This window comes from Robinsoniella peoriensis (assembly GCF_000797495.1).
In the GTDB taxonomy this organism is placed as follows: Bacteria; Bacillota; Clostridia; order Lachnospirales; family Lachnospiraceae; genus Robinsoniella; species Robinsoniella peoriensis.
This window is the reverse complement of the sequence record NZ_JTGN01000001.1, coordinates 590337-616411: the sequence shown is the minus strand read 5'-3', so window position 1 is coordinate 616411 and position 26075 is coordinate 590337. Positions and strand designations below refer to the sequence as shown.

Sequence of the window (26075 nt, the reverse complement as noted above, 5' to 3'; positions counted from 1 at the left end):
CTGATAAGAACACCTTTCCAAATGGAAGGTGTTTTTTGTTGTCTCAAATGAGCAAGCTGTCTAGACATGAAAAAGCATTCTCTGAGCAAAAGCATTCCGGTATTCAGAAGGAGAAAGTCCGGATATTTTTTTATAAGCCCGGGAAAAGTTATGGCTGTCCAAAAATCCCAGTGCATGTGCAATTTCTGAAATGGATTTATTCGTATCGGTGAGCATAAAGTTAGCGGCATTGATTTTATTTGTCAGGATAAACTGTTTCAGCGGAATTCCCGCAACAGTGCTGAATAAATGAGAAAGATATTTTTCATTATAGCCAAAGTGTGCAGCGACATCCGATACTTTTAAGTTTTGATTTATGTTTAATTTTACAAAATCAATGATATCATGATAGATCTGTTTCTGTGTCTTTCTGGACTTTCCCAGAACTTCCTTTTTAGTATAAAACTGACTGAATAATTCACATAAAATTACGGTTGACATATAATTCAGGATCACCGGCTTATATGCATTTTTAACAGCATCCTGCAGCTGTTTCATTAATACAATGATTTTCTCCTGGTTATCGGCAGTTCCCTGTCTGGGAATGCATATGGTATCTTCCGGCAGATCGCAGACGCAGGACAATAAAGCATTGCCGGGTATGTCTTTTAAGACTAAAGGAGAGCCGGTTTCAAAATGCAGCCAGTAGAAAGAACACCGGGAGGGACGCAATCCCCGGCGGTGGTTATTGGGAGCGGGAAGGGGTGGCAGTAAAAGAAATTCCCCCGCTGATACGATAAAATCCTCCTTGTTATAGGTTAAATATAAAGTGCCCTCCGTCATGACGAAAAGTTCGTAGTTATGCAATAACAGATCTTCGTGCACCCAGTGATTGGAAGGTGCTTCAAATTTTCCTGTGAAATGATAAGATATTGGTTTTTTGATGGGAAATTCAAATACGTACATGTAATTCTAACACCTCCATAAGTATATTTAATAGAACATTTAACGATTTAGCAAAGAAATAAAATCTTCAACAATGCTAAAAAAGAGATAAAACTGTGGATATTGTACAATGAAAATATAAAAAAGTAAAGGAAAATGTTCGATGTGTACATAACGATAGAAAGAGTGTCAAAAGGATAGAAGATAAGCAAATAAAAAAAAGAAGTGACTTTTTGATACTTTTTACAGGAAAGTGATATTTACGAATCCCCAAACTCAGAGTATATTAGCCACATAGAGATGAGAAAGAAAATTAGGAGCCAAAATATGAATACAGAGAAGAATTGTCGAAATATAGCAATCTATGAATTTGCTTATGATAAAATAAAATTAACAGATCCAGAATGGTCACATGCCTTCAGACTGGAAGAGGAATATCTGGCAACCCTGAATCCGGACCGTCTGCTGGCGGGTTTTTTGGAAACGGCGGGATATCAGTCAAAAGCTGAGAGATATCCGGGATGGGAAATGACCGAGATACAGGGACATACTCTGGGGCATTTTCTTACAGCAGCTGCCCAGATCTATGCATCTGCTAAGAACCCCTTGTGGCTGGAGAAGATGGACTACATCATAGAGGAACTGTACAGGTGCCAGCAGGAGGATGGGTATTTATTTGCATCTTCCAGAGAGATATTTGACCGTGTGGAAAATGGGCAACCAGCATGGGTTCCATGGTATACCATGCATAAGATACTCAGTGGAATTATCAAGGTATATGAGATTACCAATCATCAGACCGCATACCGGATAATGGGAAGGCTTGGTACCTGGATAGCAGATCGTACCGAAGGGTGGACAAAGGAAATCAGAGACCGGGTTCTGTCAGTAGAATATGGAGGCATGAATGACTGCCTGTATGATTTGTTTTTGATTACCGGTGAGGAACGTTTTGCACGAGCGGCACATCAATTTGATGAACGGACTTTATTTGAGGCTTTGCATGATCAAAAGGATGTTTTAAATGGGCTTCATGCCAATACCACAATACCCAAGATACTGGGAGCTTTAAAGCGTTACATGGTATTTGGAAAAACCGAAAAATTTTATTTGGTAACGGCACAGAACTTTTGGGAGATTGTTGTAAAACACCATACTTATGCTACGGGAGGGAACAGCGAATGGGAACATTTCGGTGAACCGGATGTGCTGGATGCAGAACGAACAGCATGCAATTGTGAGACCTGTAATACATATAACATGCTTAAACTTTCACTGTGGTTATTCCAGATCACAGGCGATAAAAAATATATGGATTATTATGATCATACAAAATTAAATGCCATATTAGCGTCTCAGAATCCCGAAACGGGAATGACAATGTATTTCCAGCCTATGGAGACCGGATATTTTAAAGTATTTACAACGCCTTACAGCAGTTTCTGGTGCTGCACCGGAAGTGGGATGGAGAATTTTACAAAACTGCAGGAGGGGATTTATTTTCATAATGAAGAGGGGATTTATATCTGCAGGTATGTGAGTTCAGATCTTGTATGGACAAATGGAAGAATTGCTTTGAAAATGGAAGTTGTAATTCAGGAAGATACATTGGCAGTCAGGATTAGATTTGCAGAGGTACCCGGTCGTAAATTCAGCTTGTATCTGAGAATTCCGGATTGGCTGGAAGAGGATACGGAGTTATTTCTGAACGGGACATATCTAAAGGGTGAAATCCAAAACGGATATGTATTTATTTCCCGGGAATGGGTGCAAAATGATATGCTGGATTTGCATATGAAGATGACATTGAAAATACAGGGACTGCCGGATAATGAACGGGTGGCGGCATTTTCATATGGTCCTTATCTGCTGAGTGCAGGTCTTGGCAATGTTATGATGGATATGACGGTAACCGGGGTTGACGTATTCGTTCCCCAGAAGGAAATTACTGTGAAGGATTATCTTATACTGCAGGATGTAGAAATTAATGACTGGAAAAAACATATAGAACGGTATTTGGTAAAGGAAAAAGGGCGGGTTGCTTTTCGTTTGAACAATCAGGGGGAGGAACTGATTTTCACACCCCATTATGCCAGGTATCGGGATCGATATGGTATTTATTTCAGACTGTATAAAAAGGAATCCAGGGAATTGGTAAATTTACTGGAAAAAGAAAAGCAGGCGAAAAGGTTAAAAAATGTTATGACGGATGTAATTCCAGTTGGAAATGACCAATATGAGCTTGCCCACGGCATTAAAGGGGAAAAGACAGATACGATGCGTCTTAACGGACATCCCTACCGCTTTTGCAGGGAAGATGGATGGTTTTCTTACCGGATGAAATTACAAAACGAAAAACAGGAATTGTGTATGACCTTGTGCGGTCAGGATGTGGGAAATTCCTATCGGATTGTTGTGGATGGTGTAACACTGGTGGAAGACGTAGTTAAGAAAGAGAAAGATGAGTTCTATCAGGCTGCTTATCAACTGCCTGTAATGTCAAAACCCGATCATGAAAAAATCATTACAGTTAAATTTCAAAACTTAACGGGAGAAGGAACTTTCCGCATTTTTGATGAGCTTTATCTGAAAAAATGCGATGAAATAAATAAATAAATGGAGGTTGTGAACATGAAAAAACGAACAACAGCAATTTTACTGGCATCTGCTATGGCATTTACATCATTGGCAGGTTGTGCAGGAAGCAGTACCGCTACCGGAAACAGCGGAGAAACCGGGCAAAACTCTGAGGCAGCAGGAAAGGACAGCGATTCAGATACGGGAGGCAGCGGGGAGAAAACAAAGTTAAAAGCAGTGTTTGTGTCCCATGCACTGACGAAAAGCGTAGAGGATATGAAATGGCTGCAGGAATTAGAAGACCAGTGCAATGTGGAGATAGAATGGGAACAGATCTATCAGGACTGGGAAACGGTTAAATCTACCAGATTTGCTTCCGGGGATATCCCGGATATACTGTTTAACGCTACCACGGATTCAGACTATACCAAGTACAGCGGATTGTTTCAGGATATGTCAGAGCTGATTGAAACAGACGCTCCGAATATCAGGGAAATGTTTACGGCTGAGCCGGATACGCAGATTTTGGCACAGACGCCGGAAGGACAGATATTTGGGATACCGAAATGCCAGAGCAAGTGGCCGGATACCAATACAGTTTTATTTATTAATAAACAGTGGCTGGACAATCTGGGGCTGAAAGAGCCGAAAACCTTCACTGAGCTGGAGACAGTCTTAAAAGCATTTAAAGAACAGGATGCCAATGGAAACGGAGATCCAAATGACGAGATTCCGCTGGATTTTAATGCTTATGGCGGGAATAATGCATGGTTCAACAGTGCGTATTCCCTGTTAAAATTATTGCCGTCCATGGGAATCCAGATGACCGATATTGTGACAGACGGATATTTTGCAGAAGATGCAAAAGTAAAATGTTTTGCTGTGGATGAACGCTATAAGTTATTCATGAAATATTTGAACAGGCTGTATGCCCAGGGATTGATTAACAGTAATGCAATTACAAATGATTACTCCGCATTTCAATCTCTTTCAAGGGGAAATGAAAACGGAGAAGCCGTTGTAGGCTGTGTCTTTGGATGGGAAGAGACGGACAAATTTGGTCCGGAGTTATATAGCCAGTATACTGCGCTGGCGCCTCTGGATTACGATATAGACTGTGCGCCCGGGACTTATGATACTCGCTGGAGTTATGACTTTGACCAGCTGAATATGCAGGCGAACCGTGTTGCGATGAGTGCAAAGTGTAAGGATAAAAATGCAGCTATGAAATTTATAGATGGATTCTATGATAAAACCAGAAGTGTTGAGACATTATTTGGAGGTATCAGTGACGGATGTCTGGAAAAGACTGACGATAATAATTTTAAAGTACTGCCGCCTACGGATCCGACTACCGATGCAGGAACCTGGAAGTGGACAAACACCTTTGCAGACTTCGGCCCATTATATATCCGGAAAGACTGTAATATCGAGATGTCAGAGGATATGAACAATGCGTTAAAGGAGAGAGAGGTATATAAAGATGCGCTTGCAAAGGTAACGGATCAGGATTATTACCCGCAGCTCTTTATGAAATATTCTGAAGAAGATCAGAATACCATGGCACTCACCCAGGCAAATATCAATAACATTATAGATAATTACTGGTCTTTGTGGATGACAGGAGAATCGGATATCGATGCAGATTGGGATACTTATGTAAAAAATGTAGAAACGGCAGGGCTTGAAGATGTACTCAAAATACGCCAAAAAGCTTTCGATGATTATCTGGCAAAATAATAAAAACCGCGGGATGTGATCAGACTGTTCATCCCGCGTTTTCACCTTGAATTGTGATACAGCGAGAGGAGTAATATTTATGGTAAATGTAAAAAAATATTTCAGACGCAATTGGCAGTTATGGGTCATGCTGTTCCCTGCTATGTTATACATATTGATATTTTGCTATGTGCCCATGTACGGTATCCAGCTGGCTTTCCGGGAATATGATTTTTCTAAGGGGCTGACGGGCGGTGCATTTGTAGGATTCAAATATTTTAAACAGTATTTTGAAAGCCCTATGTTTTTCTCGACTCTGAAAAATACATTTGTAATTTCCTTTGCCAGTATCCTTGTGGGATTTCCCATTCCAATTATTCTTGCGATGGTGGTAAATCAGATTCGGAATAAAAAGTGGAAAAGGACGGTACAGACAACGGTTTATATCCCCTATTTCATATCTGTAGTTGTACTGGTTTCCATGCTGCGGATTATGCTGGCGGACGACTCCGGTGTCATAAGCAATTTCCTAAAAGCAATCCATCTTGTGGGAAAGGATGTGAATCTTCTTGGATCAGAGTCCACATTCATGCCGGTTTATGTGCTGTCTGGGGTATGGCAGACTATGGGATGGAACAGTATTATTTTCATTGCAGCATTGGCTTCTGTGGATACGCAGCTTTATGATGCGTGCAGGATTGATGGCGCCAACAGGTGGCAGACTATGATTCATATAGATCTTCCGGCAATCATGCCGACGATTATCATTATGCTGATTATGAATATGGGAAATATCCTGAATGTAGGTTTCGATAAAGTGTTCCTGATGCAGAACAGCTTGAATCTGGGCGCATCCCAGGTAATTTCTACTTATGTATATACGGTAGGAATTAAGTCATCCCAGTTTAGTTTTGGTGCGGCAGTGGGTTTGTTCAATACGCTGATTAATTTTGTTTTCCTGATGGCTACCAATGCAATCGCAAAGCGCAGTACAGGAACCGGTCTGATGTAAGGAGGGGATTTAATGGGAAAGAGTAAAATGAAATACAAAAGTCCGGCTGACAGAATCTTTGGGGCAGCAGTGATAATCTTAAGTATCCTTGTTTTTGCAATTGTTGCCTATCCTCTTTGGTTTGTTCTGATTGCATCTGTCAGCAATTCCAATCTGGTAAATCTGGGGAAGGTAACTATTCTGCCAAAAGATATCCGGTTTTATGGATATCAACAGGTCTTCCAGGATGTGAGAATCTGGAGAGGATATCTGAATACAATCATTTACGTAGTTCTTGGCACACTGCTGAATATGGCTGTTACCATGCCGGCAGCCTATGCATTGTCCAGACCGGACTTCAAAGGACGTGGAAAAATTATGTTCTATTTTGTTTTTACCATGTTTTTCAGCGGAGGGCTGGTTCCTCTGTATATGACAATCAGTTCACTGGGGCTGATCAGCACCAGAACGATTTTGATTACGATTGTGGCAGTAAATACGTATAACCTGATTATAGCAAGAACGTTCATAGAGTCCTCAATTCCCAATGATCTTTATGAGGCTGCGGTGATTGACGGATGTTCTCATTTTAAATATTTCTTTAAAGTGGTTATGCCGCTATCTAAAGCGGTTGTGGCTGTATTGGTTTTGTATTATGCAGTGTTTCATTGGAATGATTTTTTCAATGCCCTGATGTTTAACAGTAATAATAAGTTTGAACCATTGCAGATTGTCCTGCGGCGGATCCTTCTTTTAAATGAAGCATTTGCCAGTGGCAGCGGTGCAGTAGGAGGCGGTTATGCCCAAAGCTCTGCTGACCAGGTGAAGTATGCGGTGATTATAGTATCCACACTGCCGATTTTATGTGTGTATCCGTTTATTCAGAAATATTTTGAAAAAGGGGTTATGATCGGAGCCGTGAAGGGATAGCTGCGCCTAGAGAAAAGGGCGGATAGGTTTAGCGGGTGGAGATGATGTACGGCAAGGTCTAGCAAACCAACGTTAGCGAGTCTTGGGTGCTGTCTGGTAACAGGCAGGGCTAGGTGTAGGCAGTTAGGAAGCAGTATATGAACTGAAATTTCAGGTGAACATGTATGGCTTTCGCCCAAACCGGAGCTTCTATGTGGCAGTGAAAGAGATGTGCATCAGCATGGTACGAAAACGCATCAATTATGTAGTAGATGCAGATATCCAAGGATACTTTGAGCATATAAGCCATGAGTAGACACTTAAAATTGGTGGATATTATATCCATTACCCATACTTTGTCTGATGAAGAAGTAAGGAGGGAGTGTTGGAATATGGAAAGTACCAGACAAATGAAGCAGGACCAGCACAGGGTAACATTATCTAGAGCAATTTACCAGGCGGTAAAATCGAGAACGTTTAAATTCATTGTATTTTCAACGAAAATAAGGTATTTGTATTAGATTTTGTAAAATTCGATGTCGGCTGGGAAAAAATAAGAAAATCCTTGATTTTATAGGGGAATTGGGATATAGTGGGAAGGAAGAATGTTGAATATTGGTTGGATTAATAGTAATATAGGATGTATTGAAACTTAGAACAAGGTTTGCACGTGGTTGTTACCGTCGATTAATAGTAATATAGGATGTATTGAAACATAAACAACTTTATCGCACCCTCAACTTTATGCACGATTAATAGTAATATAGGATGTATTGAAACTTCAGTTCCTTAACATCTAATGCGGCTATGTTTTGATTAATAGTAATATAGGATGTATTGAAACAACGGAATACAAAACGGAAATATCTCCGTAAGATGATTAATAGTAATATAGGATGTATTGAAACGAAATCAGCTATGATGATGAGCAGGATGCGGAAATCAGATTAATAGTAATATAGGATGTATTGAAACACGATCCCATAACCACTGAACTTAGAATGCTGCACCGATTAATAGTAATATAGGATGTATTGAAACCACTCGGATAATTCCGAAATGGCATGAAAGCTATGATTAATAGTAATATAGGATGTATTGAAACAACCGACTGCATGATCGCCATATAATCCGGTTGTTGATTAATAGTAATATAGGATGTATTGAAACATTTATTGGTTAATGACAGGAAAAGAAGAAAATAGATTAATAGTAATATAGGATGTATTGAAACCGTCATCGATAAACGCGGTTTCAAGCAGGTAGTGATTAATAGTAATATAGGATGTATTGAAACTTCCATCAACCACAGCAGCCTTAATGCCTTGCGTGATTAATAGTAATATAGGATGTATTGAAACTGAAAGGAAAGGTGAACTAAATGGCGCTTGGTGGGATTAATAGTAATATAGGATGTATTGAAACAGAGAGGCTTTGGCTTTGATGTCATTTACTTGTTTGATTAATAGTAATATAGGATGTATTGAAACGCAGATCGGATCGGATATCTTCATAGTCCGTGCAGCGATTAATAGTAATATAGGATGTATTGAAACTAAAGCTGGTCATATTTTTCCACTGCGTCATGGTTGCGATTAATAGTAATATAGGATGTATTGAAACTAAACTTTCTTAACATATTTATTATTTACAGAAGATGATTAATAGTAATATAGGATGTATTGAAACGGCGTTGGCTTTAAGTTAGTCGCTGGCGGTTCTGGGATTAATAGTAATATAGGATGTATTGAAACTTTGTTTTTTTGTATGCTGATAGCCACGATGTAGCGATTAATAGTAATATAGGATGTATTGAAACGCAAATCTGGCCACAGGTCTTGTATTTTGTCGAAGGATTAATAGTAATATAGGATGTATTGAAACATGTATGTTTGCATCCACAATCCGCCCGCATTTGGGGATTAATAGTAATATAGGATGTATTGAAACCTATCCCCCAGATTACAACGCCTATAACTGCAGGGATTAATAGTAATATAGGATGTATTGAAACGAATATCAGAAGCAGGAGCATTATCTATCAAGATGAAAGATTAATAGTAATACAGGTTATATTAAAACAGTTCTTCTACAGTTTTAACAATTCTGTTTCAAGATTACTCATAATATAATATATCCTAAAACTTCTTCGTATATATACTAATAACTACTAGCAACCAAATAATTAATCATAAAATCATCCACCAATGTAAAATCACAATTAAAAAGAAAAAATGAATTGACGTCTCCCCAATTTTATGGTATAAATAACAAGTCGGTAATTTTACAGAGGGGATTGGTCAAGTGGTATGACAGAAGTCTCCAAAACTTTTAGTGGGAGTTCGATTCTCTCATCCCCTGCTATTACAGAACAAAAATAATCAACCGGAAGGTTGGTTATTTTTTTGTCTAAAAACGAAAATGTGTAAGAGGATGGCAATGTGTGGAAAAGTAAACTTTGTCAACATTTATCGAAAAGCACTGCAAAATCCAATATATTTCTGTAATATTAAATCTGGAATATATGGAACGGATATTGTATAATATTCAAACTGGTGTTTTGCCAGGGAAACGAAAGGAAATTTATAAAGGGGGATTCATTTTTTCATGGAAAGAGATATGACGGTTGGAAGACCGGCGAAGCTTATTTTGTCGTTTGCATTACCGGTATTTATTGGAAATGTATTTCAACAGTTTTATAGTATGATTGACTCGGTTATCGTGGGACGGTTTGTTGGAGTGGATGCTCTGGCAGCAGTTGGTGCTACCGGGACAATTATTTTTTTGATCTTAGGATTTTTAATGGGAATGACGACCGGATTCACGGTCTTAACAGCCCAGCGTTTTGGCTATGGCGATACGGAAGGTATGCGTAAGACGGTTGGATCGGCTATTATTTTATCTGTGTTCGTTACGATTGTTATTACGTTTGTCAGCGTGATATGGCTGAAACCGCTGCTGCATTTAATGAACACACCGGAAAATATTTTCCAGGATACATATACTTATATGATGATCACAGCATGTGGATTTTTCACACAGGTTATGTATAATCTTTTTGCCAGCATCCTGAGGGCGCTGGGAAACAGTAAGGTGCCGCTTTATTTTCTTGTGGTATCAGCGCTTTTAAATATTGTATTAGACCTGGTATTTATCATTGTATTCCATATGGGAGTTGCAGGAGCAGCGTATGCTACCGTTATCTCACAGGGAGTATCCGGTGTGCTGTGTATACTTTATATAGTATTTAAAATTCCAATGCTGAAATTAAAAAGGGAACATTTCAAACTGGATTTTTATTGTGTAAAGAACCAGCTTGGCATTGGTTTGCCGATGGCTCTTCAATTCTCTATTACAGCAATTGGTACAATTATGATTCAAAGTGCACTGAATACCCTGGGTTCCAGGGTAATTGCTTCTTATTCTGCTGCGTCTAAGATTGAAATCTTTCTGACTCAGGCTTTTAGTGCTCTGGGAGTTACGATGGCAACCTATTGTGCACAAAATAAAGGGGCAAATAAGATATCACGTATCCGGCAGGGAATTCGCCTGAGTTTAATATATACCATTATCTATGGGGTTTTGGCCGGAGGCGGTATTATTCTCTTTGGAAGGCATTTGGTTAATTTCTTTATTGTTGGACAGCCACAGGATATTATGGGGTATACACAGACATATTTTGTGATTTGCGGTACATTTTATCCGATTCTTGGAATCATCTTTACATTCCGAAACGGACTTCAGGGTATGGGTTACGGTTTGATGCCTATGGTTGGAGGCGTGGCTGAATTAGCTGCAAGAGCGGCCGTGGCAGTGATTGCTTCCGGTATTGGTTCTTATGCAGGTATCTGTACGGCTAATCCGATTGCATGGGTTGCAGCTAATATTCCATTGATCATCGCATATTTTGTGATTTTGAAACGGGAAGAACAGAGAGTAAGATAGGAAAAGTTAAGAGATAGCGATTTTTTGTAAAATGTTGTATGCGGTGTGTTTACATCGCAGATACTGATTTTGCAAAGGGTCGTTATTTTTTTTTGCGAATTTTCAGAGTAATTTCAGTTTGTAAGAGTATGATGGAGTCGTAAAATGAAAAAATCATACATGCAAGCAAAAGGGAATGAAATGAAGAATAGGAAACGTATAAATAAACAGCGAAGGTATTGGAAATGGATACAGATAGGGGCAGTAGTGACTGCAATAGTCATGGTCACTGCAGGAACCGGGTTTCAGCATTTTGTGGATGGATCGGAAAGCAAAAACGTTACAAACAACAGGAATACAGTGCAGGCAGCAGGTCTTACCATTTTAGAACCGGAGGACACTACCAGCGCTGATATCTCTCTGTTAGCGTCGGTGGAAGAGAGCAATGAGGATTTGATAAACAAAAATATTTCCTGGGAGGAATTGGAACTAAACCTGCAATCCTGCCTGAATGGGTATGATGGAGACTGGAGCCTTTATATCAAAGATTTAGCTGAGGACAGGAGCATCAGTCTGAACAGCCATGAGATGCAGGCGGCAAGTCTCATTAAGCTCTATATTATGGGAGCCGTGTATCAGCAGGCAGAAGAAGGTGGATTGATTCTTTACGGAAACCAGATAGCAGAAGAACTGGATCAGATGATAACCATCAGTGACAACGAAAGTGCAAATGAATTGGTACGTGAGCTGGAACCGGAAAGTGAATTTGCAGATTGCCTGGAAAAGGTGAATAATTATATTGAAACAGCGGGATTCTCAGATACAAGACAGATTAATGGAATCGGAGATGTTTCTCTGTGGAGCGGAGAAGGGGTAAATACAACGTCTGTAAATGACTGCGGGGAATTTTTAGAAGGTGTCTATAATAAGACATTGGTTTCAGAAGAAGCATCAAATGAGATGCTGTCCCTGCTGCTGCAGCAGGAAGTTGATTATAAAATACCGGAGAGCCTGCCATCAGATGTTAAGGTTGCAAATAAAACAGGGGAAACGGATGATTGTGAAAACGATTGTGCGATTGTGTATTCCGACGGGGGAGACTATATTATATGTGTTATGTCCGAGGGGTGGACATCCGATGATGAAGCAGTGGCTAATATACAGAATATAAGTCAGATGGTATATGGGTATTTTAATCTTTGAAACAGAGGATTGGAATAAAAGTATGGAGAGTATAGTTATACATAGCAATAGGGGATCCGTGACAATCTGTCCGGATCCCTTGTTTTATAAATAGATTATAATCCCATATTTTTTTTATATATCAACAACAAACCTTTCAACAGAAGTTCATCATCCAGAATAATATCTTCCACACAGTGGATAACAATACTTTTAGCCAGTCCGCCGGTTGCCACAACCGTTGCTTTTTGCCCTAATTGTTTATTGATTCTGGTTATCATGCCATCGATCATGGATGCATTTCCATAGATCAAACCACTTTTCATACATTCAATGGTGCTTGTACCAATTAATTTTTTCGGTGCTTCCATGCTTATTTTCGGCAGTTGGGAAGTGCGGCTGGTCAGGGAGGAGGAAGAAACTTTCACTCCGGGAATGATCATGCCTCCAATATAATTTTTTTTCGCGTCCACTACAGAAATTGTAGTAGCGGTTCCCATGTCAATAATAATCAGGGGCAGCGGGTATTTGTGAATGCCGGCAACTGCATTGGCAATCAGGTCACTTCCTACAGTGGCAGGGTTGTCCATTAAGATATTCATGCCTGTTTTGACTCCGGGACCGATAATCATGGCAGAGTGTCCGGTGATTTTCTCGGCAGCATCCCGCACAATATTCGTAATCGGGGGTACAACGGATGAGATAATAGAGCCGGTTACCTCTTTTGGGGTCAGGGCATACATTTCCAGGACATTTTTAAAACTTATGGCGTATTCCAATTCCGTTCGTGTATGGTCTGTGGAAAGACGTTCCACGAAGAGGATTTTATCATTTTTAATGCATCCGATAACAATGTTTGTATTTCCTATATCAATGGCTAGAATCATAAATGTATCTCCTTTTGCAACTTTTGTGAATGTATAATCTGGAGTCTGTTTGAAAATTGCATTTCATGTATCTGCATGTTCCGGTTAACGGTATTATTCAAGCACACTCTGGCAGTTAATTTACTGATGTGTGATTCTGGATTTTAAAAGAATACGTCCAATCAGGGCAACCAGAATAGCAGCAACGATTGCTTCCGGCACACCATTGATTCCAATGATGGAAAGGATGAATGTGTATACTGCATCAGAAGCTACTTTATTGGCTGTGGCATAAGCATCTTTGAAAAATACAAAGATCAGGTTCATAACCAGAAGCGTATTTGTCAGGGATCCAATCAGTCCGGCTGCCCCCAGAGATACCAGAAGACCGGAGCTGCTTTTTCTGGTCAGCCGGTAAAGCCCGTGATATACATAATAAGGTACAATACCAACTAAAATTCTTGGAACGAAACAGATAATAACACTGCCAATGCCGCCATGTATATCGCCAAGCGTATAAAATGGCGAAAAAACAAAGGACGTAACTGTTGGATTAATCGTATTATTAATAAAGCTTGTCAGTCCAAATACAAACCCTAAAAGGGCACCTTTTTTCGGACCTAATAAAAGACAACCGATAATTACCGGTATGTGGATAATCGTCGCTCGCGTAAAGCCCAGCGGGATATACCCCAGAAATGGTGTGAAGGCAAGGATTATAATCAGTGCTGCGAACAGTGCAACCTGTACCATGCCCAGTGTGCGAGGTTTTCTCGCCATTACTGTGTTTGTGTTATTCATTTTTTTCCTCCTTGTTATTATTCCCGGGATTGTGTCTTAAAAATCATTTTTAGGACACACTTTTATGGGATACAATACAATTACGGCGTTAGTATAGCACGATCAGTGTCCAAAAACAAGATTTAAATTACAGGTGCATTTTATAGAAAGATATGTTAGAATATTGGCATGAGTTTTCCAAAATACTCAAATAAACGCTATCAATGCCGATTAAAAAGTTTATTTCCGCGTGCAGCAAGCCAGCCGGACATGTCCGCATGTTCATCTGGTGGCTGCTGCGAGGGTCAGATAACCGCCGCTTGGGCATGGTATCTGACTTGATAATATATACAGGATTTGAGAGGAAGAACAAACAGATGTTAAAAGGAAAAACTGTAATTTTAGGAGTAACAGGCAGTATTGCGGCATATAAGATTGCGAATCTGGCAAGTATGCTGGTCAAACTGCACTGTGATGTACATGTTATTATGACCAGAAATGCGATGAATTTTATTCATCCGATTACCTTTGAGACATTGACGAATAACCGCTGTCTGGTAGATACATTTGACCGGAATTTTCAATATAATGTGGAACATGTGGCACTGGCTAAAAAAGCGGATCTGGTTCTTGTGGCTCCTGCTACGGCAAATGTTATCGCGAAACTTACTTACGGGCTGGCAGATGACATGCTGACAACTACCGTTCTGGCATGTACCTGTAAAAAAATAGTGGCACCAGCCATGAATACCCGTATGTATCAGAATAAAATCGTCCAGGATAATTTAAGAAAGCTGGAAATGAATGATTTTGAGGTGATCGCCCCGGCTACCGGAATGCTGGCATGCCAGGATGTGGGAGAAGGAAAGCTGCCGGATGCAGAAGTACTTCTGGATTATGTTCTAAAAGAAATCGCCCATGAAAAAGATATGGAAGGCATGAATGTTTTAGTAACCGCAGGTCCTACCCAGGAAGCGGTAGACCCGGTTCGCTATATTACCAATCATTCTACCGGAAAAATGGGTTATGCAGTTGCCAGAGCCTGTATGTTAAGAGGTGCAAAGGTAACTCTGGTTACGGGACAGACAAGCGTTGGGAAACCGCCATTTGTAGAAGTAATTCAGATTGAGAGCGCAAGAGAGATGTTCGAAGCGGTCTGCAGCCGTTATGAACAGCAGCAGCTTATTATCAAAGCAGCCGCTGTGGCAGATTACCGTCCTCAGTTTGTGAGCGAAGAAAAGGTGAAAAAATCCGGGGAGAAATTGGTTCTGGAGCTTGAACGAACAGATGATATATTAAAGTTTTTAGGTGAGCACAAAAAGCGGGGACAGTTTCTCTGCGGATTCTCCATGGAGACTGAAAATATGCTTGAGAATTCCAGGGGTAAGCTCCACAAGAAAAATCTGGACATGATTATTGCAAATAACCTGAAAGAGGATGGTGCTGGATTTGGTACGGATACCAACGTGGTAACAATTATAACAGAAAAGAAAGAAATACCGCTTTCCATCATGTCAAAAGAAGATGCGGCAAACTGTATTTTAGATGAGATCATGGTTGAAATCCGGGGGAAACAGAAGGGTTATTGTTAGAATGTGTTTGAAAAAACAGTGCCCGCCTGATCATACAGTCTGCGCGCTGCAACCGTGGAAGTTCAGAAATGTCTGGGAGGATTCATATGAAGAGCTACGAAACAGTCTGGGAAATATATAATCAATGTTCCAACAATCAAATGCGGGACATCTTTGTGGATGAAATTGATACAGAAGATCCGGAACAGTTCATCCTGGATAAATTTAAAGGGAAAAACGTATCCTTTGAGAAATCCGTTTTAATAGACGGCACGATCGTCTTTGATATTATGGCATCCGGAATTAAACAGCGTTATTCTTTTACAGAAATATAAGAAAATTGGGTGGGTACATTTAGATGTATCCACTTTTGCAAATAAGAAATGTGAAATCACAGGAGGAAAACATGGAACAGATATTTGCGTCGTTGAAAGAGCAGCAGGTAAGCGAAGGGCTGTTAGCGGATATAGAAAAGTTCCGGAAGAAATACCCGGCAGAAGAGAGATTTACAAACCGTATTGTAAAGCCGCAGATACCGTTTCTTGGAAAAGAAGTATTTGAAATGGCAGCAACAGCCCTTCTTCAGGGCGAAAATGTATTACTTTCCGGAACTAAGGCTACAGGAAAGAATGTCCTGGCTGAAAATCTGGCATATATATTTGGAAGGCCTTCCTATAATATATCGTTTAATGTGAATACAGACAGTTCCTCTTTGATCGGAACGGATACATTTAAAAATAACGAGGTTCAGCTGCGTACCGGTCCGGTATATGAATGTGCCGTAAATGGCGGCTTTGGAATTTTTGATGAAATTAACATGGCAAAAAATGATGCGGTATCCGTATTGCATGCAACCCTGGATTACCGGAGAATGATCGATATTCCGGGATATGAAAAAATCGAACTGCACGAAGCGGCTCGTTTTATAGGAACCATGAATTACGGATATGCAGGTACAAAGGAATTAAATGAAGCGTTGGTTTCCAGGTTTATGGTAATTGATATGCCTCCGGTTACAGAGGAAACGCTTCTGCAAATATTAATAGAACTTTTCCCGGATGCTAAAGAAACCGGGCTGAAGCAGCTGACAGGTGTATTTATGGATTTACAGGAGAAAGCTTCTAATAATGAGATTTCTACAAAACCGCTGGATCTTCGCGGATTGATTGGAGCGATCAAAACGATTCAGGCAGGTCTTGCGCCGGAACTGGCTATACGCATGGGGATCATCAATAAGAGTTTTGATATATTTGAACGGGAACTCATTGAAGATATCGTAATGACGCGTATTCCGGAGGACTGGAGCAGTGCCAGTATATTTTGAAGATATAGTCACTGGCAGTATAACAGTTTTGAGGTAGACAGATGACAGATTTAGAACAGAATACAGATCCCCTTGAGGATGAAATAGAGATAGAAAACCGAATAAAGAATCTGATGTGGACAGTAAGCGGCGATTACCAGCTGGATGTAAAGCTGGATGTGGCTTCTTTTCGCAAGTCTAAATATTTATCCCTTTATGATGCAATAAAGCAGGGAGCTTTTGCCCGCTTTTTTGACAAAGATCAGTTTGCGATGTATATTGTTAAGAAGGTATACTACGGTGCAGAAGAAGCCCAGCTTATGAATATTGCGCAGATCTGCGTTGATGCTGCATCTGTCAGAAAAGTATCAGCGGAACGGCCGGGAGTGCCTAGAATACGTAAAAAAGCGTTTGAAGCCATATTAGATTATGACTTTGGGAAAATGACCCAGTCTTTTATGGGCAGAGTAAAGATCTGTCTGATGCGCCAGGCGCTCACCGGTAATCTCACGGCGGAGAAGATGATTCTGGATACGGCAGAGACGGTAAGGCAGCTTGAAGAAGTACAGGATACCATGGAGATTATTAAAACGGTGGATCATCTTTATAACACTGTAGTAGACAAAAATTTTGTGAAAAAGCATGGGGACCTGGAACACGTTCTTGCGGTTACATTTGAGGATCTGAAAGAGTTTGACTGGAAAGACCTGTTAGAAGAAGACATGTATGAAGATTTGCTGGAACAGTACCTGGAGCAGGTGGGCAATCAGGTTACTTCCTTTGATGAAATGCAGGAAGAAGAGTCTTTGGAGCAGGAAAAGAAAAAAAGCGGTCAGCGTGTAATTATCCTGGATGAGAAAGCAGCTGCAAAAGTCTATGGGTATATTGAATTGACTTATGGCCGTTCATATTTAAATCCGCTGGAACAAAAGCGTATCAATCACCGATTGTGTACCGGAGCCCATGCAGACTGCAGCCTGTATTATACCGATGGTGTATTGGAAAATACAGTACGTGTAAATGCACAATATGTAAATGCCAAAAAGCAGGCGGATAAGAATCGTCTGGTCTATCATAACAGCAAAACGCTTTCCAGACGCAATATTGAAATTATGACAGATAATCTTAGACGTTCCCTGATGCTTCGCAATGAGATCGATTATGTAAAATCGGATTATGGTCAGATTGTTCCAAGCCGCCTGTGGAGGGTGGGCAGGGCAGATTCCGGGAAGCTCTTTACAAAAGCATGTAAGCAGAATTCTTCGGAATTTGTAGTGGATATTCTGATGGATGCCAGCGGATCCCAGAGGGACCGTCAGGGGCAGGTAGCACTTCAGTCGTTTATAATCAGTGAGGCGCTTAGTAACGTGGGGATTCCTCACCGGGTTATGAGTTTTTGCAGCTTTTGGGATTATACGGTAATGCAGCGTTTTCGTGAATATGACGAGAGCAGAAGTGCAAACCGCAAGATATTTGAGTATACCACGTCTTCGAATAACCGTGATGGTCTGGCAATCCGGGCGGCAGGTGATTCCCTGTATCAGCGGGAAGAAGAAAATAAAATTTTGATTGTATTAAGTGATGGCAGGCCGAATGATGTGATTGTAAACCGTCCAGGCAGTCGGAATCCCAAACCGTATCATGGGGATTATGCAGTGTCAGATACTGCTTTCGAGGTGCGAAAGCTTCGGAATATGGGAATATTTGTATTGGGAGTATTTGCAGGGAAAGAACATGACCTGGCAGCGGAGAAAAAGATTTTCGGGAAAGATTTTGCATATATCCGTGATATCAGCAGCTTTTCAAATGTCGTTTGCCTTTATTTAAAGAAGCTATTGGAATGGTAGTAGAAAGGAGTAGATGTTTATGAAAACTTCAAAAGTAATAAAAGCAGCAATTGCAGCAGGGATCGCAGCAGTAGGCGCAGGCTCCTATGCTTTCTGGAGAAGGGCAGTGCCCAGAGTGGAAAATCCACCCAGACATGCAACGGAAGAAGCGAAAGCGGGAACTCATTGGGAAACAACCCTGCCGTTTATACGCAACAGGCTGGCATGGCTGGATCAGCAAAAAACTGAGCCGGTCAGTATCACTTCCTTTGACGGACTTAAGTTAAAAGGTGTGCTGCTTCCGGCGAAAGAAGATTCAGAAAAAGTTGTGCTGGCAGTACATGGATATACCAGTTGTGGGGATAATGAGTATGCAGCCATGTCCTATTTCTTCCATGAAAACGGTTATCACGTTCTGTTGGTGGATGACAGAGCACATGGCGCCAGCGAAGGTAAATATGTGGGATATGGTTGTCTGGACCGGGAAGATGTTTACCGCTGGACACGTTTTCTGCATGACCGTTATAATGGAAAATGTTCTATTTACCTGCATGGAATATCAATGGGAGCGGCAGCTGTACTAATGGCCAGTTCCATAAGTCTTCCTCCTTCCGTAAAGGGAATTGTGGCGGACTGCGGATTCACATCCCCCTGGGAAGAATTTGCGTATCTTTTAAAGAATAAATATCATTGTCCGGTATATCCGGTTTTGCCGGTAGTGAATCTGATTAATAAATTTACAGCCGGGTATGGTTTTAAAGACTGTGATGCCAGAAAAGAAGTAGCGAATACAGACATTCCTGTATTCATTATTCATGGCGATAAGGATAGATTTGTTCCCGCCAGCATGGGCAGAGAAATCTACGATGCATGTGCGTCCAGAAAACAGATCTGGATTGTAAAAGGAGCCTCACATGCGGAAAGCTATTATATTGCAAGAAAAGAATATGAAGAAAGGGTTCTGGATTTCCTGAAAAGTCTTGGCTAGAGCAGTCTCTAGAGCGTAGGACATTGGTGAAATCAGAATTGGCAGAATGATAAAAATAACTCGTAAGAAACTATCAAAAATGCAGATTATTGCACTGGGATTCTTTCTTCTGATTATGGGTGGAACACTGCTTCTGATGCTTCCTGTTTCCAGTAGAAATGGGACCGTAACGCCGTTTTTAGACTGTATGTTTACAGCAACGAGTGCCTCCTGTGTCACAGGGCTTGTAGTGGTTGATACGTATACCCACTGGAGTCTCTTCGGCCAGATTGTCATTATTACAATGATACAGATTGGCGGGCTTGGGTTTATGACATTTGGAGTGCTTCTTGCAATGGCTTTGCACAGAAGGATTGGCCTTCGGGAAAGGGGCTTGATATCTGAGAGCCTCAATGCCATGCAGCTTGGCGGAGTGGTGGGATTCGTAAAAAAGATATTGATTGGGACCCTGATTATAGAAGGAACCGGGGCAATACTGCTTTCCATTCGATTTATTCCGGAATTCGGGCTGATTGAAGGAGTTGGAAACGGAATTTTTCATTCCATATCCGCCTTTTGTAATGCAGGATTTGACCTGATGGGGAAATATGAACCCTATGCTTCCCTGACGCAGTATTCCGGGGACTGGCTGGTAAACCTGACAATCATGTCTCTGGTTATTATTGGTGGAATTGGATTTTTGGTGTGGGATGATATTATCATTCATAAATGGCATTTTAAGAAATTTCATGTACATTCAAAAATTGTTATCATTACAACCGGTATTCTGGTATTTGGCGGAGCATTTCTGTTTGCCATCTTTGAGAGAAATAATTTATCAGCCCATATGGGGAATGGAGAAGCTTTTCTCACCGCGATGTTTGATTCAGTAACAGCTAGAACGGCTGGATTTAATACAACCGATACTGCGGCGCTGTCCCAGAGCAGTAAGCTTCTGACAACCATTTTGATGTTTATTGGCGGCAGCCCCGGTTCTACAGCGGGAGGTATCAAGACAACTACGGTTGTGGTATTTATCATGTACATGCGTGCATCCATGATGCGGACCAGAGGAATTAATATATTTAAGCGCCGGATAGATGATGAAGCCATTAAGAAGGCAAGTGCAGTTTTGTGTATTAACCTAATTCTTTCTTTGGGGGCAGTAATGCTGATTTGTACCATTCAGCCCCTGCAGCTTACGGATGTAATGTTCGAAGCCATGTCCGGTATCGGTACGGTAGGCATGACCACTGGGATTACCAGAGAGTTACTGCCGGTTTCAAGAATTGCAGTTATGATACTAATGTACTGCGGAAGATTAGGAAGTCTGTCATTTGCTCTTTCCTTTACAGAAAGAAAAAAGATATCTCCAATCGAGCTTCCTCAGGAAAAAATACTTGTAGGATAAGGAAGGAGCTTAAAGCTTGGAATTTAAAATCAATAATAAGAAAACTATTTTTATTGCAATCGCTTTTGCTATTGTGCTGTATTGGGGGTTGAATAATCATGACTTACTCTTTCGGGGGTTAAGTTATGTCATCGGCATTTGCTCACCAATCATTTTGGGTGGTGCGATCGCATTCGTGCTAAATGTGCCCCTTCGGTTTTTTGAGAAGTACCTGGGAAAAGTGATTAAAGATAAGCAAAATGTCCTTCGTTTTACCGGCATTATCCTTTCATATGCCCTTGCGATCGGAATTATCGTATTTGTTATTATGACTGTAATTCCGGAAATGGTAAACACAGTGAAGTCACTGAATCAGGGATTTCCGCAATTTATAGACCAGTTAGACGGCTGGCTTAAAGGTCTGGCGAAGAACTATCCGGATATTACGGACTATATCTCAAAATTAGAAGTGAATTGGCCGTCTATCGTAGAACGGGTGCTGGGAGTCTTGCAAAGCGGGGTTACAAATGTATTGTCTTCCACTCTTGGAGTGGCAACATCAGTGATCGGTGTGCTGACAACTATCATGCTGGGGGTCATTTTCTCTATTTACATTTTGGCACAAAAAGAAAAACTGGGTACCCAGTTCCGTAAAATTTTGTATGCTTATCTGCCTCAGGGCAAGGCGGACCGAATTACGGAAATCGGACATCTGACAAGCAGGACATTTACCGGGTTTATTTCGGGGCAGTGTATGGAAGCCTTGCTCTTTGGACTGCTCTGCTATATTGGAATGTTAATATTCAATTTTCCATATGCGATCAGTATTTCGGTACTGATTGGATTTACAACCTTAATTCCGGTGCTTGGAGCGTTTATCGGTACCGGACTGGGAGCGCTGCTGATTCTGGTAACCAACCCAATTAAAGCACTTTGGTTTGTTGTATTTATTATTGTACTTCAGCAGATAGATGAGCACTTTATGTATCCGAGAGTTGTTGGAAATTCCGTAGGGCTGCCAAGCCTCTGGGTTATGATTGCTGTAACTTTGGGCGGAAGCCTGATGGGACTTTTCGGAATGCTGGTCTTTGTACCACTGGTATCAGTCCTATATGCACTGTTCCGGGAGTCCGTATATGGAAGATTAAAAAAGAAAGCTGTCCCGGAAGCTAAGTACATTGAGTCTGTAGGAGAGAAAATTCAAAAATCAAAAAATCAGAAATGATGGATATAAAAAGATAATAAGTTTTAAGGAGGAAAAATCATGTCAGAAAAAGAATGCAGCAATTCAAGCTGTACCAAAGAAAGTTGCGAAGGGTGTCCAAGCAAGAATCCGAAAAGTTTTCTTGTGGAACCTAATATCTATACGGAGATCAAACATGTAATCGGAATCGTCAGCGGTAAGGGTGGAGTTGGTAAATCTATGGTTACCGCATCTCTTGCAAATAAGCTGACCGCTCAGGGGTACCGGGTAGGAATTCTGGATGCGGATATTACCGGTCCGTCTATTCCTAAAATGTATGGACTCCACGGTCCTGCACAGGGCGACGATCAGGGAATTTATCCGATGCTCGCTAAAAATGATATTAAAGTTATGTCTGTAAACCTTCTGCTTCCGGACGAGGAAGCTCCGGTAATCTGGAGAGGTCCGGTAATTTCTAATATGGTAAAACAGTTCTGGACGGACGTAATCTGGGGAGAACTGGATTATCTGCTTGTGGATATGCCTCCGGGAACAGGTGATGTCCCCCTTACGGTATTCCAGTCACTTCCGGTAGATGGAATTGTGATTGTATCTTCCCCGCAGGATTTAGTACGTATGATCGTAAAGAAAGCATACAGTATGGCGAAGAGCATGAACATCCGGGTGCTTGGAATCGTTGAAAACTACAGCTATTTAAAATGTCCGGATTGCGGCAAAGAGATTAAGATCTTTGGAGAAAGCCATATTGAAGACATTGCAAAAGAGCTGGACGTAGAACTGTTAGGCAAAATGCCGATCGATCCGGAATTCGCAAGAATGGCGGATGAAGGATGTTTTGAAGAGGCCGAAAATGAGTATATCAGTGATGCTGCAGAAGCATTGCGGAAAATTAAATAGTTATGATATTACATGCAGTGGCTTTTTCAGCACTGCATGTTTTGCATATCAGAGGGTAAACTACATACTATTTGCAGATATTGAAAATTTTGGAATAAAAACCACCTGAAATGAAATAATAAATTCAGAAAATACTTTGCATTTATGGAAATATATGTTATCATATATGAACAAATGAACATATGTTATAGAAAGAGGAGGAGTATGGATGAGAATGAGTATTATGCAAATAAGTGGAGTTATTATTCTAATATGCTTTTATGGGGCATACTTTTCAAAAATGCTATTTCAGAGAAAAAAGGGAATAAAGACAAATCAGATGGGAAAAGGCAAAAAAGACTTTGTTACGCTTTTGGTGGAAAGAGTATTGGGTGTGTTGACGGTACTTATTGTTTTTTTTGAACTGGGCAGTATATTAAAAGGAACACACTGGTATTTTAATGAATTCATCCGGATTGCAGGCATTATTGCGGCAGCAGCAGGAGTAGTAATCTTTATCATTGCTATGTGGACTATGAGAGACAGCTGGCGTGCAGGGATACCGGATCAGGAAGATACCAGTATGATAACAGAAGGCATCTATAAATATAGCAGGAATCCTGCATTCTTAGGATTTGATCTGATGTATCTTGGAATCTTAACCGCATTTTTTAATCCTGTACTTTTGGCCGTGACGGTATGTACGATTCTGGTGCTTCATCTTCAGATCTTACAGGAAGAAAAATATCTTGAGATTGTGTTTGGCGAAGAGTATCTTGTCTATAAGCAGATAACGGGAAGATATTTTTGCTTTTTCTAAGGGTTCATCAACAAATAAAAAACGAATATATGTTCGAAAAAAAACTTGCATCCCGGACAAACGTGTGCTACAATAGACACAAACAAATGTTCGGGGTGTGATTTTATATGAAGATTCAGGAATCGATGAGTGTATATGACAAATTACAGATTTTATCGGATGCGGCGAAATATGATGTGGCCTGTACTTCCAGCGGTGTTGACCGCAAGGGAAATGGAAAAGGAATCGGCAATTGTATAGCCCCGGGAATCTGCCATAGTTTTTCAGCAGACGGCAGATGTATATCGCTGTTAAAGATTTTATTTACAAATGAATGCATATTTGACTGTAAGTACTGCATCAATCGAGCTTCCAATGATGTAGTGCGTACTTCCTTTACACCGGAAGAAGTATGTGAGCTGACAATGGAATTTTACCGCAGAAATTACATTGAAGGGTTATTCTTAAGTTCCGGGGTACTGCATAATCCAAATTATACTATGGAGCTTCTTTATCAGACTTTGTATAAGCTGCGCAATGAATATCATTTTCAGGGATATATCCATGTGAAAGCAATTCCGGGGTCCTCCCAGGATTTAATAGATAAGACCGGGTTTCTGGCAGACAGAATGAGTATCAATCTGGAACTCCCCACGTCTGAAGGTCTGAAGAAGCTGGCGCCTCATAAGTCACGCAAAACAATTCTGGCACCTATGCGGCAGATTCAGAGCAGACGGGAAGAGAACCGATATGACGTGGCGGTATATCGAAGTGCACCAAAATTTGTGCCGGCAGGACAGAGTACCCAGATGATTATCGGAGCGACGCCGGAGAATGACTATGAGATCATCTCGGTAGCAGAGTCCCTGTATCAGAAGTTTGACTTAAAGCGTGTGTTTTATTCTGCATTTGTGCATGTGAATGAAGACTCAAATCTGCCCATGCTGCCGGGGGGACCGCCCCTTTTACGGGAACACCGGCTGTATCAGGCTGACTGGCTGCTGCGTTTTTATGGATTTCAGGCGGGAGAACTGCTATCAGAAAAACGGCCGAATTTTAACGTGCTGATTGATCCGAAATGTGACTGGGCATTGGGGCATCTGGAGAATTTTCCAATAGAAATTAACCGGGCAGATTATTTTACATTACTACGGGTACCCGGAATAGGAACAAAATCGGCAAGAAGAATAGTGCAGGCAAGAAGATTTGGGAATCTGAAGTTTGAGGATTTAAAGAAGATGGGAGTAGTACTCAAAAGAGCATTGTATTTTATTACCTGTCAGGGAAGAATGATGTATCCTGTTAAAATTGATGAAGATTATATTCTGCGCAATCTGTTAAGCGTGGGAGAAAAGCTTCCCTTTGAAGCAAACGGATATCGCCAGCTGAGCCTGTTTGATGATTATAACGTAGATGCAAATATGAATGCTTATGCACAAAAGCTGATTGTTCAGGCATAAGTAATTTAAGAACGCTCTATAGAAATCAGGAGGTAAGCATATGGAGAAGACAATATTCAGATGTGAAGACAGTACGGATGGTATCTTTACCGGAGTGTACGATGCTTGGGCCAGCAGGCTGGGGCACGGCAATGTGGCACTGCAGACAGGAACGGATGTTAATTATGAACTTTTTGCAAGGTATGTGGATGTTCCGGTGGATCATGAGAAAGCATTTAAGGTAGCCAGAACAATACGGGAAAAGATGGTGGAAGAAGATTATGAGGCGCTTTATCAGGCCACCCTGTCCAAAGAGAATGACAAAGCAGATGCAATTTACCGCATGATTGTGCTGGGGCTTAGCGGTAATTACCGGGGACCGGTGATACAGAACCTGGGAAACCCTCATGTATGTAAAGTATTTGAGTTATCCCGAAGCGTGGGGAATGAAGCACATCACTATCTGGGGTTTATACGGTTTAAGGAACTTCAAAATAAAATACTCAGTTCTGTAATCGAGCCTGAAAATAAAATTATTCCTATAATCGGAGATCATTTTGCCAATCGTTTTCCCAATGAAAATTTTTTGTTATTTGATAAAACTAATCAGATGCTTATGGTGCATGAGATTGGAAAAGAGTGGGTAGTGGTTGCCGGCGAAGTGAACGACCCGGAGGATTTATACCGGGCATCGGAAAGGGAGCTGGAGTTTCAAAAGCTTTGGAAAGGATTCTGTAACAGTATTGGTATCAAAGAACGTCAGAATCAGCAGCTGCAACGTAAACTTGTACCATTAAAGCGAAGAAAACACATGCTGGAATTCTAATT

Annotated in this window: 21 protein-coding genes, 1 tRNA gene and 1 CRISPR repeat array; of the genes, 19 read left to right on the top strand and 3 right to left on the bottom strand. The window is 40.8% G+C overall.

The window, feature by feature from the left end:
* Nucleotides 1–60: 60 nt before the first annotated feature.
* Complete coding sequence (locus tag QR40_RS02585) at nucleotides 61–945, bottom strand: helix-turn-helix transcriptional regulator (RefSeq protein ID WP_027293439.1); 885 nt, start codon at nucleotides 943–945, stop codon at nucleotides 61–63.
* Nucleotides 946–1251: 306 nt separating this feature from the next.
* Here QR40_RS02585 and QR40_RS02580 point away from each other — a divergent pair, with 306 nt between their 5' ends.
* From QR40_RS02580 to QR40_RS02550, 8 genes are all read left to right on the top strand, one after another.
* Nucleotides 1252–3540 carry a beta-L-arabinofuranosidase domain-containing protein gene (locus QR40_RS02580; RefSeq protein WP_052430661.1) on the top strand — a complete coding sequence of 763 codons (2289 nt, stop codon included), beginning with the start codon at nucleotides 1252–1254 and terminating at the stop codon, nucleotides 3538–3540.
* A 15-nt stretch (nucleotides 3541–3555) separates the two neighbouring features.
* Nucleotides 3556–5241, top strand: a complete 1686-nt coding sequence (locus tag QR40_RS02575) for a type 2 periplasmic-binding domain-containing protein (RefSeq protein WP_044293176.1) — start codon at nucleotides 3556–3558, stop codon at nucleotides 5239–5241.
* A 79-nt stretch (nucleotides 5242–5320) separates the two neighbouring features.
* The gene (locus tag QR40_RS02570) at nucleotides 5321–6232 is read left to right on the top strand and encodes an ABC transporter permease (protein ID WP_027293441.1); all 912 of its coding nucleotides are present in this window, start codon (nucleotides 5321–5323) and stop codon (nucleotides 6230–6232) included.
* A gap of 12 nt (nucleotides 6233–6244) precedes the next feature.
* Entirely contained in the window at nucleotides 6245–7141 is an 897-nt protein-coding gene (locus QR40_RS02565; RefSeq protein ID WP_027293442.1) for a carbohydrate ABC transporter permease, read from the top strand.
* 154 nt (nucleotides 7142–7295) lie between these two features.
* Nucleotides 7296–7436, top strand: coding sequence for a hypothetical protein (locus QR40_RS31665; protein WP_160295762.1), 141 nt, complete (start codon nucleotides 7296–7298; stop codon nucleotides 7434–7436).
* 306 nt (nucleotides 7437–7742) lie between these two features.
* A CRISPR array of direct repeats spans nucleotides 7743–9202; the repeat unit is 30 nt; unit sequence GATTAATAGTAATATAGGATGTATTGAAAC.
* A 208-nt stretch (nucleotides 9203–9410) separates the two neighbouring features.
* Nucleotides 9411–9481: transfer RNA gene (locus QR40_RS02560), tRNA-Trp, on the top strand.
* A 246-nt stretch (nucleotides 9482–9727) separates the two neighbouring features.
* Complete coding sequence (locus QR40_RS02555) at nucleotides 9728–11065, top strand: MATE family efflux transporter (RefSeq protein WP_044293175.1); 1338 nt, start codon at nucleotides 9728–9730, stop codon at nucleotides 11063–11065.
* Nucleotides 11066–11245: 180 nt separating this feature from the next.
* On the top strand, nucleotides 11246–12247 hold the full coding sequence (locus QR40_RS02550) for a serine hydrolase (protein ID WP_160295761.1): 1002 nt from the start codon (nucleotides 11246–11248) through the stop codon (nucleotides 12245–12247).
* Nucleotides 12248–12342: 95 nt separating this feature from the next.
* Here the strand turns inward: QR40_RS02550 and QR40_RS02545 are convergent, their stop codons facing one another.
* Together QR40_RS02545 and QR40_RS02540 are read right to left on the bottom strand one after the other, a co-directional pair.
* Nucleotides 12343–13113: a type III pantothenate kinase gene (locus QR40_RS02545; protein ID WP_027293444.1), complete on the bottom strand. Its 771-nt coding sequence runs from the start codon at nucleotides 13111–13113 to the stop codon at nucleotides 12343–12345.
* 120 nt (nucleotides 13114–13233) lie between these two features.
* Nucleotides 13234–13893: an ECF transporter S component gene (locus QR40_RS02540; RefSeq protein ID WP_044293174.1), complete on the bottom strand. Its 660-nt coding sequence runs from the start codon at nucleotides 13891–13893 to the stop codon at nucleotides 13234–13236.
* A gap of 356 nt (nucleotides 13894–14249) precedes the next feature.
* Between QR40_RS02540 and coaBC the strand changes: the two genes are divergently transcribed.
* The 11 genes from coaBC to QR40_RS02485 all read left to right on the top strand — a co-directional run bounded on the left by coaBC (nucleotide 14250) and on the right by QR40_RS02485 (nucleotide 26073).
* A complete protein-coding gene (gene coaBC, locus QR40_RS02535; RefSeq protein WP_044293497.1) occupies nucleotides 14250–15464 on the top strand; it encodes a bifunctional phosphopantothenoylcysteine decarboxylase/phosphopantothenate--cysteine ligase CoaBC in 1215 nt (404 codons plus the stop codon).
* Nucleotides 15465–15550: 86 nt separating this feature from the next.
* A complete protein-coding gene (locus tag QR40_RS02530; protein ID WP_027293446.1) occupies nucleotides 15551–15778 on the top strand; it encodes a hypothetical protein in 228 nt (75 codons plus the stop codon).
* 71 nt (nucleotides 15779–15849) lie between these two features.
* Nucleotides 15850–16767 (top strand): AAA family ATPase, encoded by a 918-nt coding sequence (locus QR40_RS02525; protein ID WP_044293173.1) that lies wholly within the window; start codon nucleotides 15850–15852, stop codon nucleotides 16765–16767.
* A 41-nt stretch (nucleotides 16768–16808) separates the two neighbouring features.
* Nucleotides 16809–18593, top strand: a complete 1785-nt coding sequence (locus QR40_RS02520) for a vWA domain-containing protein (RefSeq protein WP_044293171.1) — start codon at nucleotides 16809–16811, stop codon at nucleotides 18591–18593.
* A gap of 19 nt (nucleotides 18594–18612) precedes the next feature.
* The gene (locus tag QR40_RS02515; protein ID WP_027293449.1) at nucleotides 18613–19560 is read left to right on the top strand and encodes an alpha/beta hydrolase; all 948 of its coding nucleotides are present in this window, start codon (nucleotides 18613–18615) and stop codon (nucleotides 19558–19560) included.
* 46 nt (nucleotides 19561–19606) lie between these two features.
* A complete protein-coding gene (locus QR40_RS02510; RefSeq protein ID WP_044289272.1) occupies nucleotides 19607–20950 on the top strand; it encodes a TrkH family potassium uptake protein in 1344 nt (447 codons plus the stop codon).
* 16 nt (nucleotides 20951–20966) lie between these two features.
* Nucleotides 20967–22154: an AI-2E family transporter gene (locus QR40_RS02505; protein ID WP_044293170.1), complete on the top strand. Its 1188-nt coding sequence runs from the start codon at nucleotides 20967–20969 to the stop codon at nucleotides 22152–22154.
* A 39-nt stretch (nucleotides 22155–22193) separates the two neighbouring features.
* Nucleotides 22194–23030, top strand: coding sequence for an Mrp/NBP35 family ATP-binding protein (locus tag QR40_RS02500; protein WP_027293451.1), 837 nt, complete (start codon nucleotides 22194–22196; stop codon nucleotides 23028–23030).
* A gap of 208 nt (nucleotides 23031–23238) precedes the next feature.
* A complete protein-coding gene (locus QR40_RS02495; protein WP_242858438.1) occupies nucleotides 23239–23829 on the top strand; it encodes a methyltransferase family protein in 591 nt (196 codons plus the stop codon).
* A 107-nt stretch (nucleotides 23830–23936) separates the two neighbouring features.
* Nucleotides 23937–25268, top strand: coding sequence for a putative DNA modification/repair radical SAM protein (locus tag QR40_RS02490; RefSeq protein WP_044289274.1), 1332 nt, complete (start codon nucleotides 23937–23939; stop codon nucleotides 25266–25268).
* A gap of 40 nt (nucleotides 25269–25308) precedes the next feature.
* A complete protein-coding gene (locus QR40_RS02485; protein ID WP_044293169.1) occupies nucleotides 25309–26073 on the top strand; it encodes a TIGR03915 family putative DNA repair protein in 765 nt (254 codons plus the stop codon).
* The last annotated feature ends 2 nt before the right edge of the window (nucleotides 26074–26075 follow it).

Excerpts from the sequence above, each read along its gene's own strand:
- QR40_RS02570 (WP_027293441.1), top strand. The coding sequence starts at position 5,321 with ATGGTAAATGTAAAAAAATATTTCAGACGCAATTGGCAGTTATGGGTC.
- QR40_RS02540 (WP_044293174.1), bottom strand. The coding sequence starts at position 13,893 with ATGAATAACACAAACACAGTAATGGCGAGAAAACCTCGCACACTGGGC.
- QR40_RS02545 (WP_027293444.1), bottom strand. The coding sequence starts at position 13,113 with ATGATTCTAGCCATTGATATAGGAAATACAAACATTGTTATCGGATGC.
- QR40_RS02500 (WP_027293451.1), top strand. The coding sequence starts at position 22,194 with ATGTCAGAAAAAGAATGCAGCAATTCAAGCTGTACCAAAGAAAGTTGC.
- QR40_RS02510 (WP_044289272.1), top strand. The coding sequence starts at position 19,607 with ATGATAAAAATAACTCGTAAGAAACTATCAAAAATGCAGATTATTGCA.
- QR40_RS02555 (WP_044293175.1), top strand. The coding sequence starts at position 9,728 with ATGGAAAGAGATATGACGGTTGGAAGACCGGCGAAGCTTATTTTGTCG.
- QR40_RS02515 (WP_027293449.1), top strand. The coding sequence starts at position 18,613 with ATGAAAACTTCAAAAGTAATAAAAGCAGCAATTGCAGCAGGGATCGCA.
- QR40_RS02585 (WP_027293439.1), bottom strand. The coding sequence starts at position 945 with ATGTACGTATTTGAATTTCCCATCAAAAAACCAATATCTTATCATTTC.
- QR40_RS02520 (WP_044293171.1), top strand. The coding sequence starts at position 16,809 with ATGACAGATTTAGAACAGAATACAGATCCCCTTGAGGATGAAATAGAG.
- coaBC (WP_044293497.1), top strand. The coding sequence starts at position 14,250 with ATGTTAAAAGGAAAAACTGTAATTTTAGGAGTAACAGGCAGTATTGCG.
- QR40_RS02580 (WP_052430661.1), top strand. The coding sequence starts at position 1,252 with ATGAATACAGAGAAGAATTGTCGAAATATAGCAATCTATGAATTTGCT.
- QR40_RS02550 (WP_160295761.1), top strand. The coding sequence starts at position 11,246 with ATGAAGAATAGGAAACGTATAAATAAACAGCGAAGGTATTGGAAATGG.
- QR40_RS02575 (WP_044293176.1), top strand. The coding sequence starts at position 3,556 with ATGAAAAAACGAACAACAGCAATTTTACTGGCATCTGCTATGGCATTT.
- QR40_RS02525 (WP_044293173.1), top strand. The coding sequence starts at position 15,850 with ATGGAACAGATATTTGCGTCGTTGAAAGAGCAGCAGGTAAGCGAAGGG.
- QR40_RS02530 (WP_027293446.1), top strand. The coding sequence starts at position 15,551 with ATGAAGAGCTACGAAACAGTCTGGGAAATATATAATCAATGTTCCAAC.
- QR40_RS02565 (WP_027293442.1), top strand. The coding sequence starts at position 6,245 with ATGGGAAAGAGTAAAATGAAATACAAAAGTCCGGCTGACAGAATCTTT.
- QR40_RS02495 (WP_242858438.1), top strand. The coding sequence starts at position 23,239 with ATGAGAATGAGTATTATGCAAATAAGTGGAGTTATTATTCTAATATGC.
- QR40_RS02485 (WP_044293169.1), top strand. The coding sequence starts at position 25,309 with ATGGAGAAGACAATATTCAGATGTGAAGACAGTACGGATGGTATCTTT.
- QR40_RS02490 (WP_044289274.1), top strand. The coding sequence starts at position 23,937 with ATGAAGATTCAGGAATCGATGAGTGTATATGACAAATTACAGATTTTA.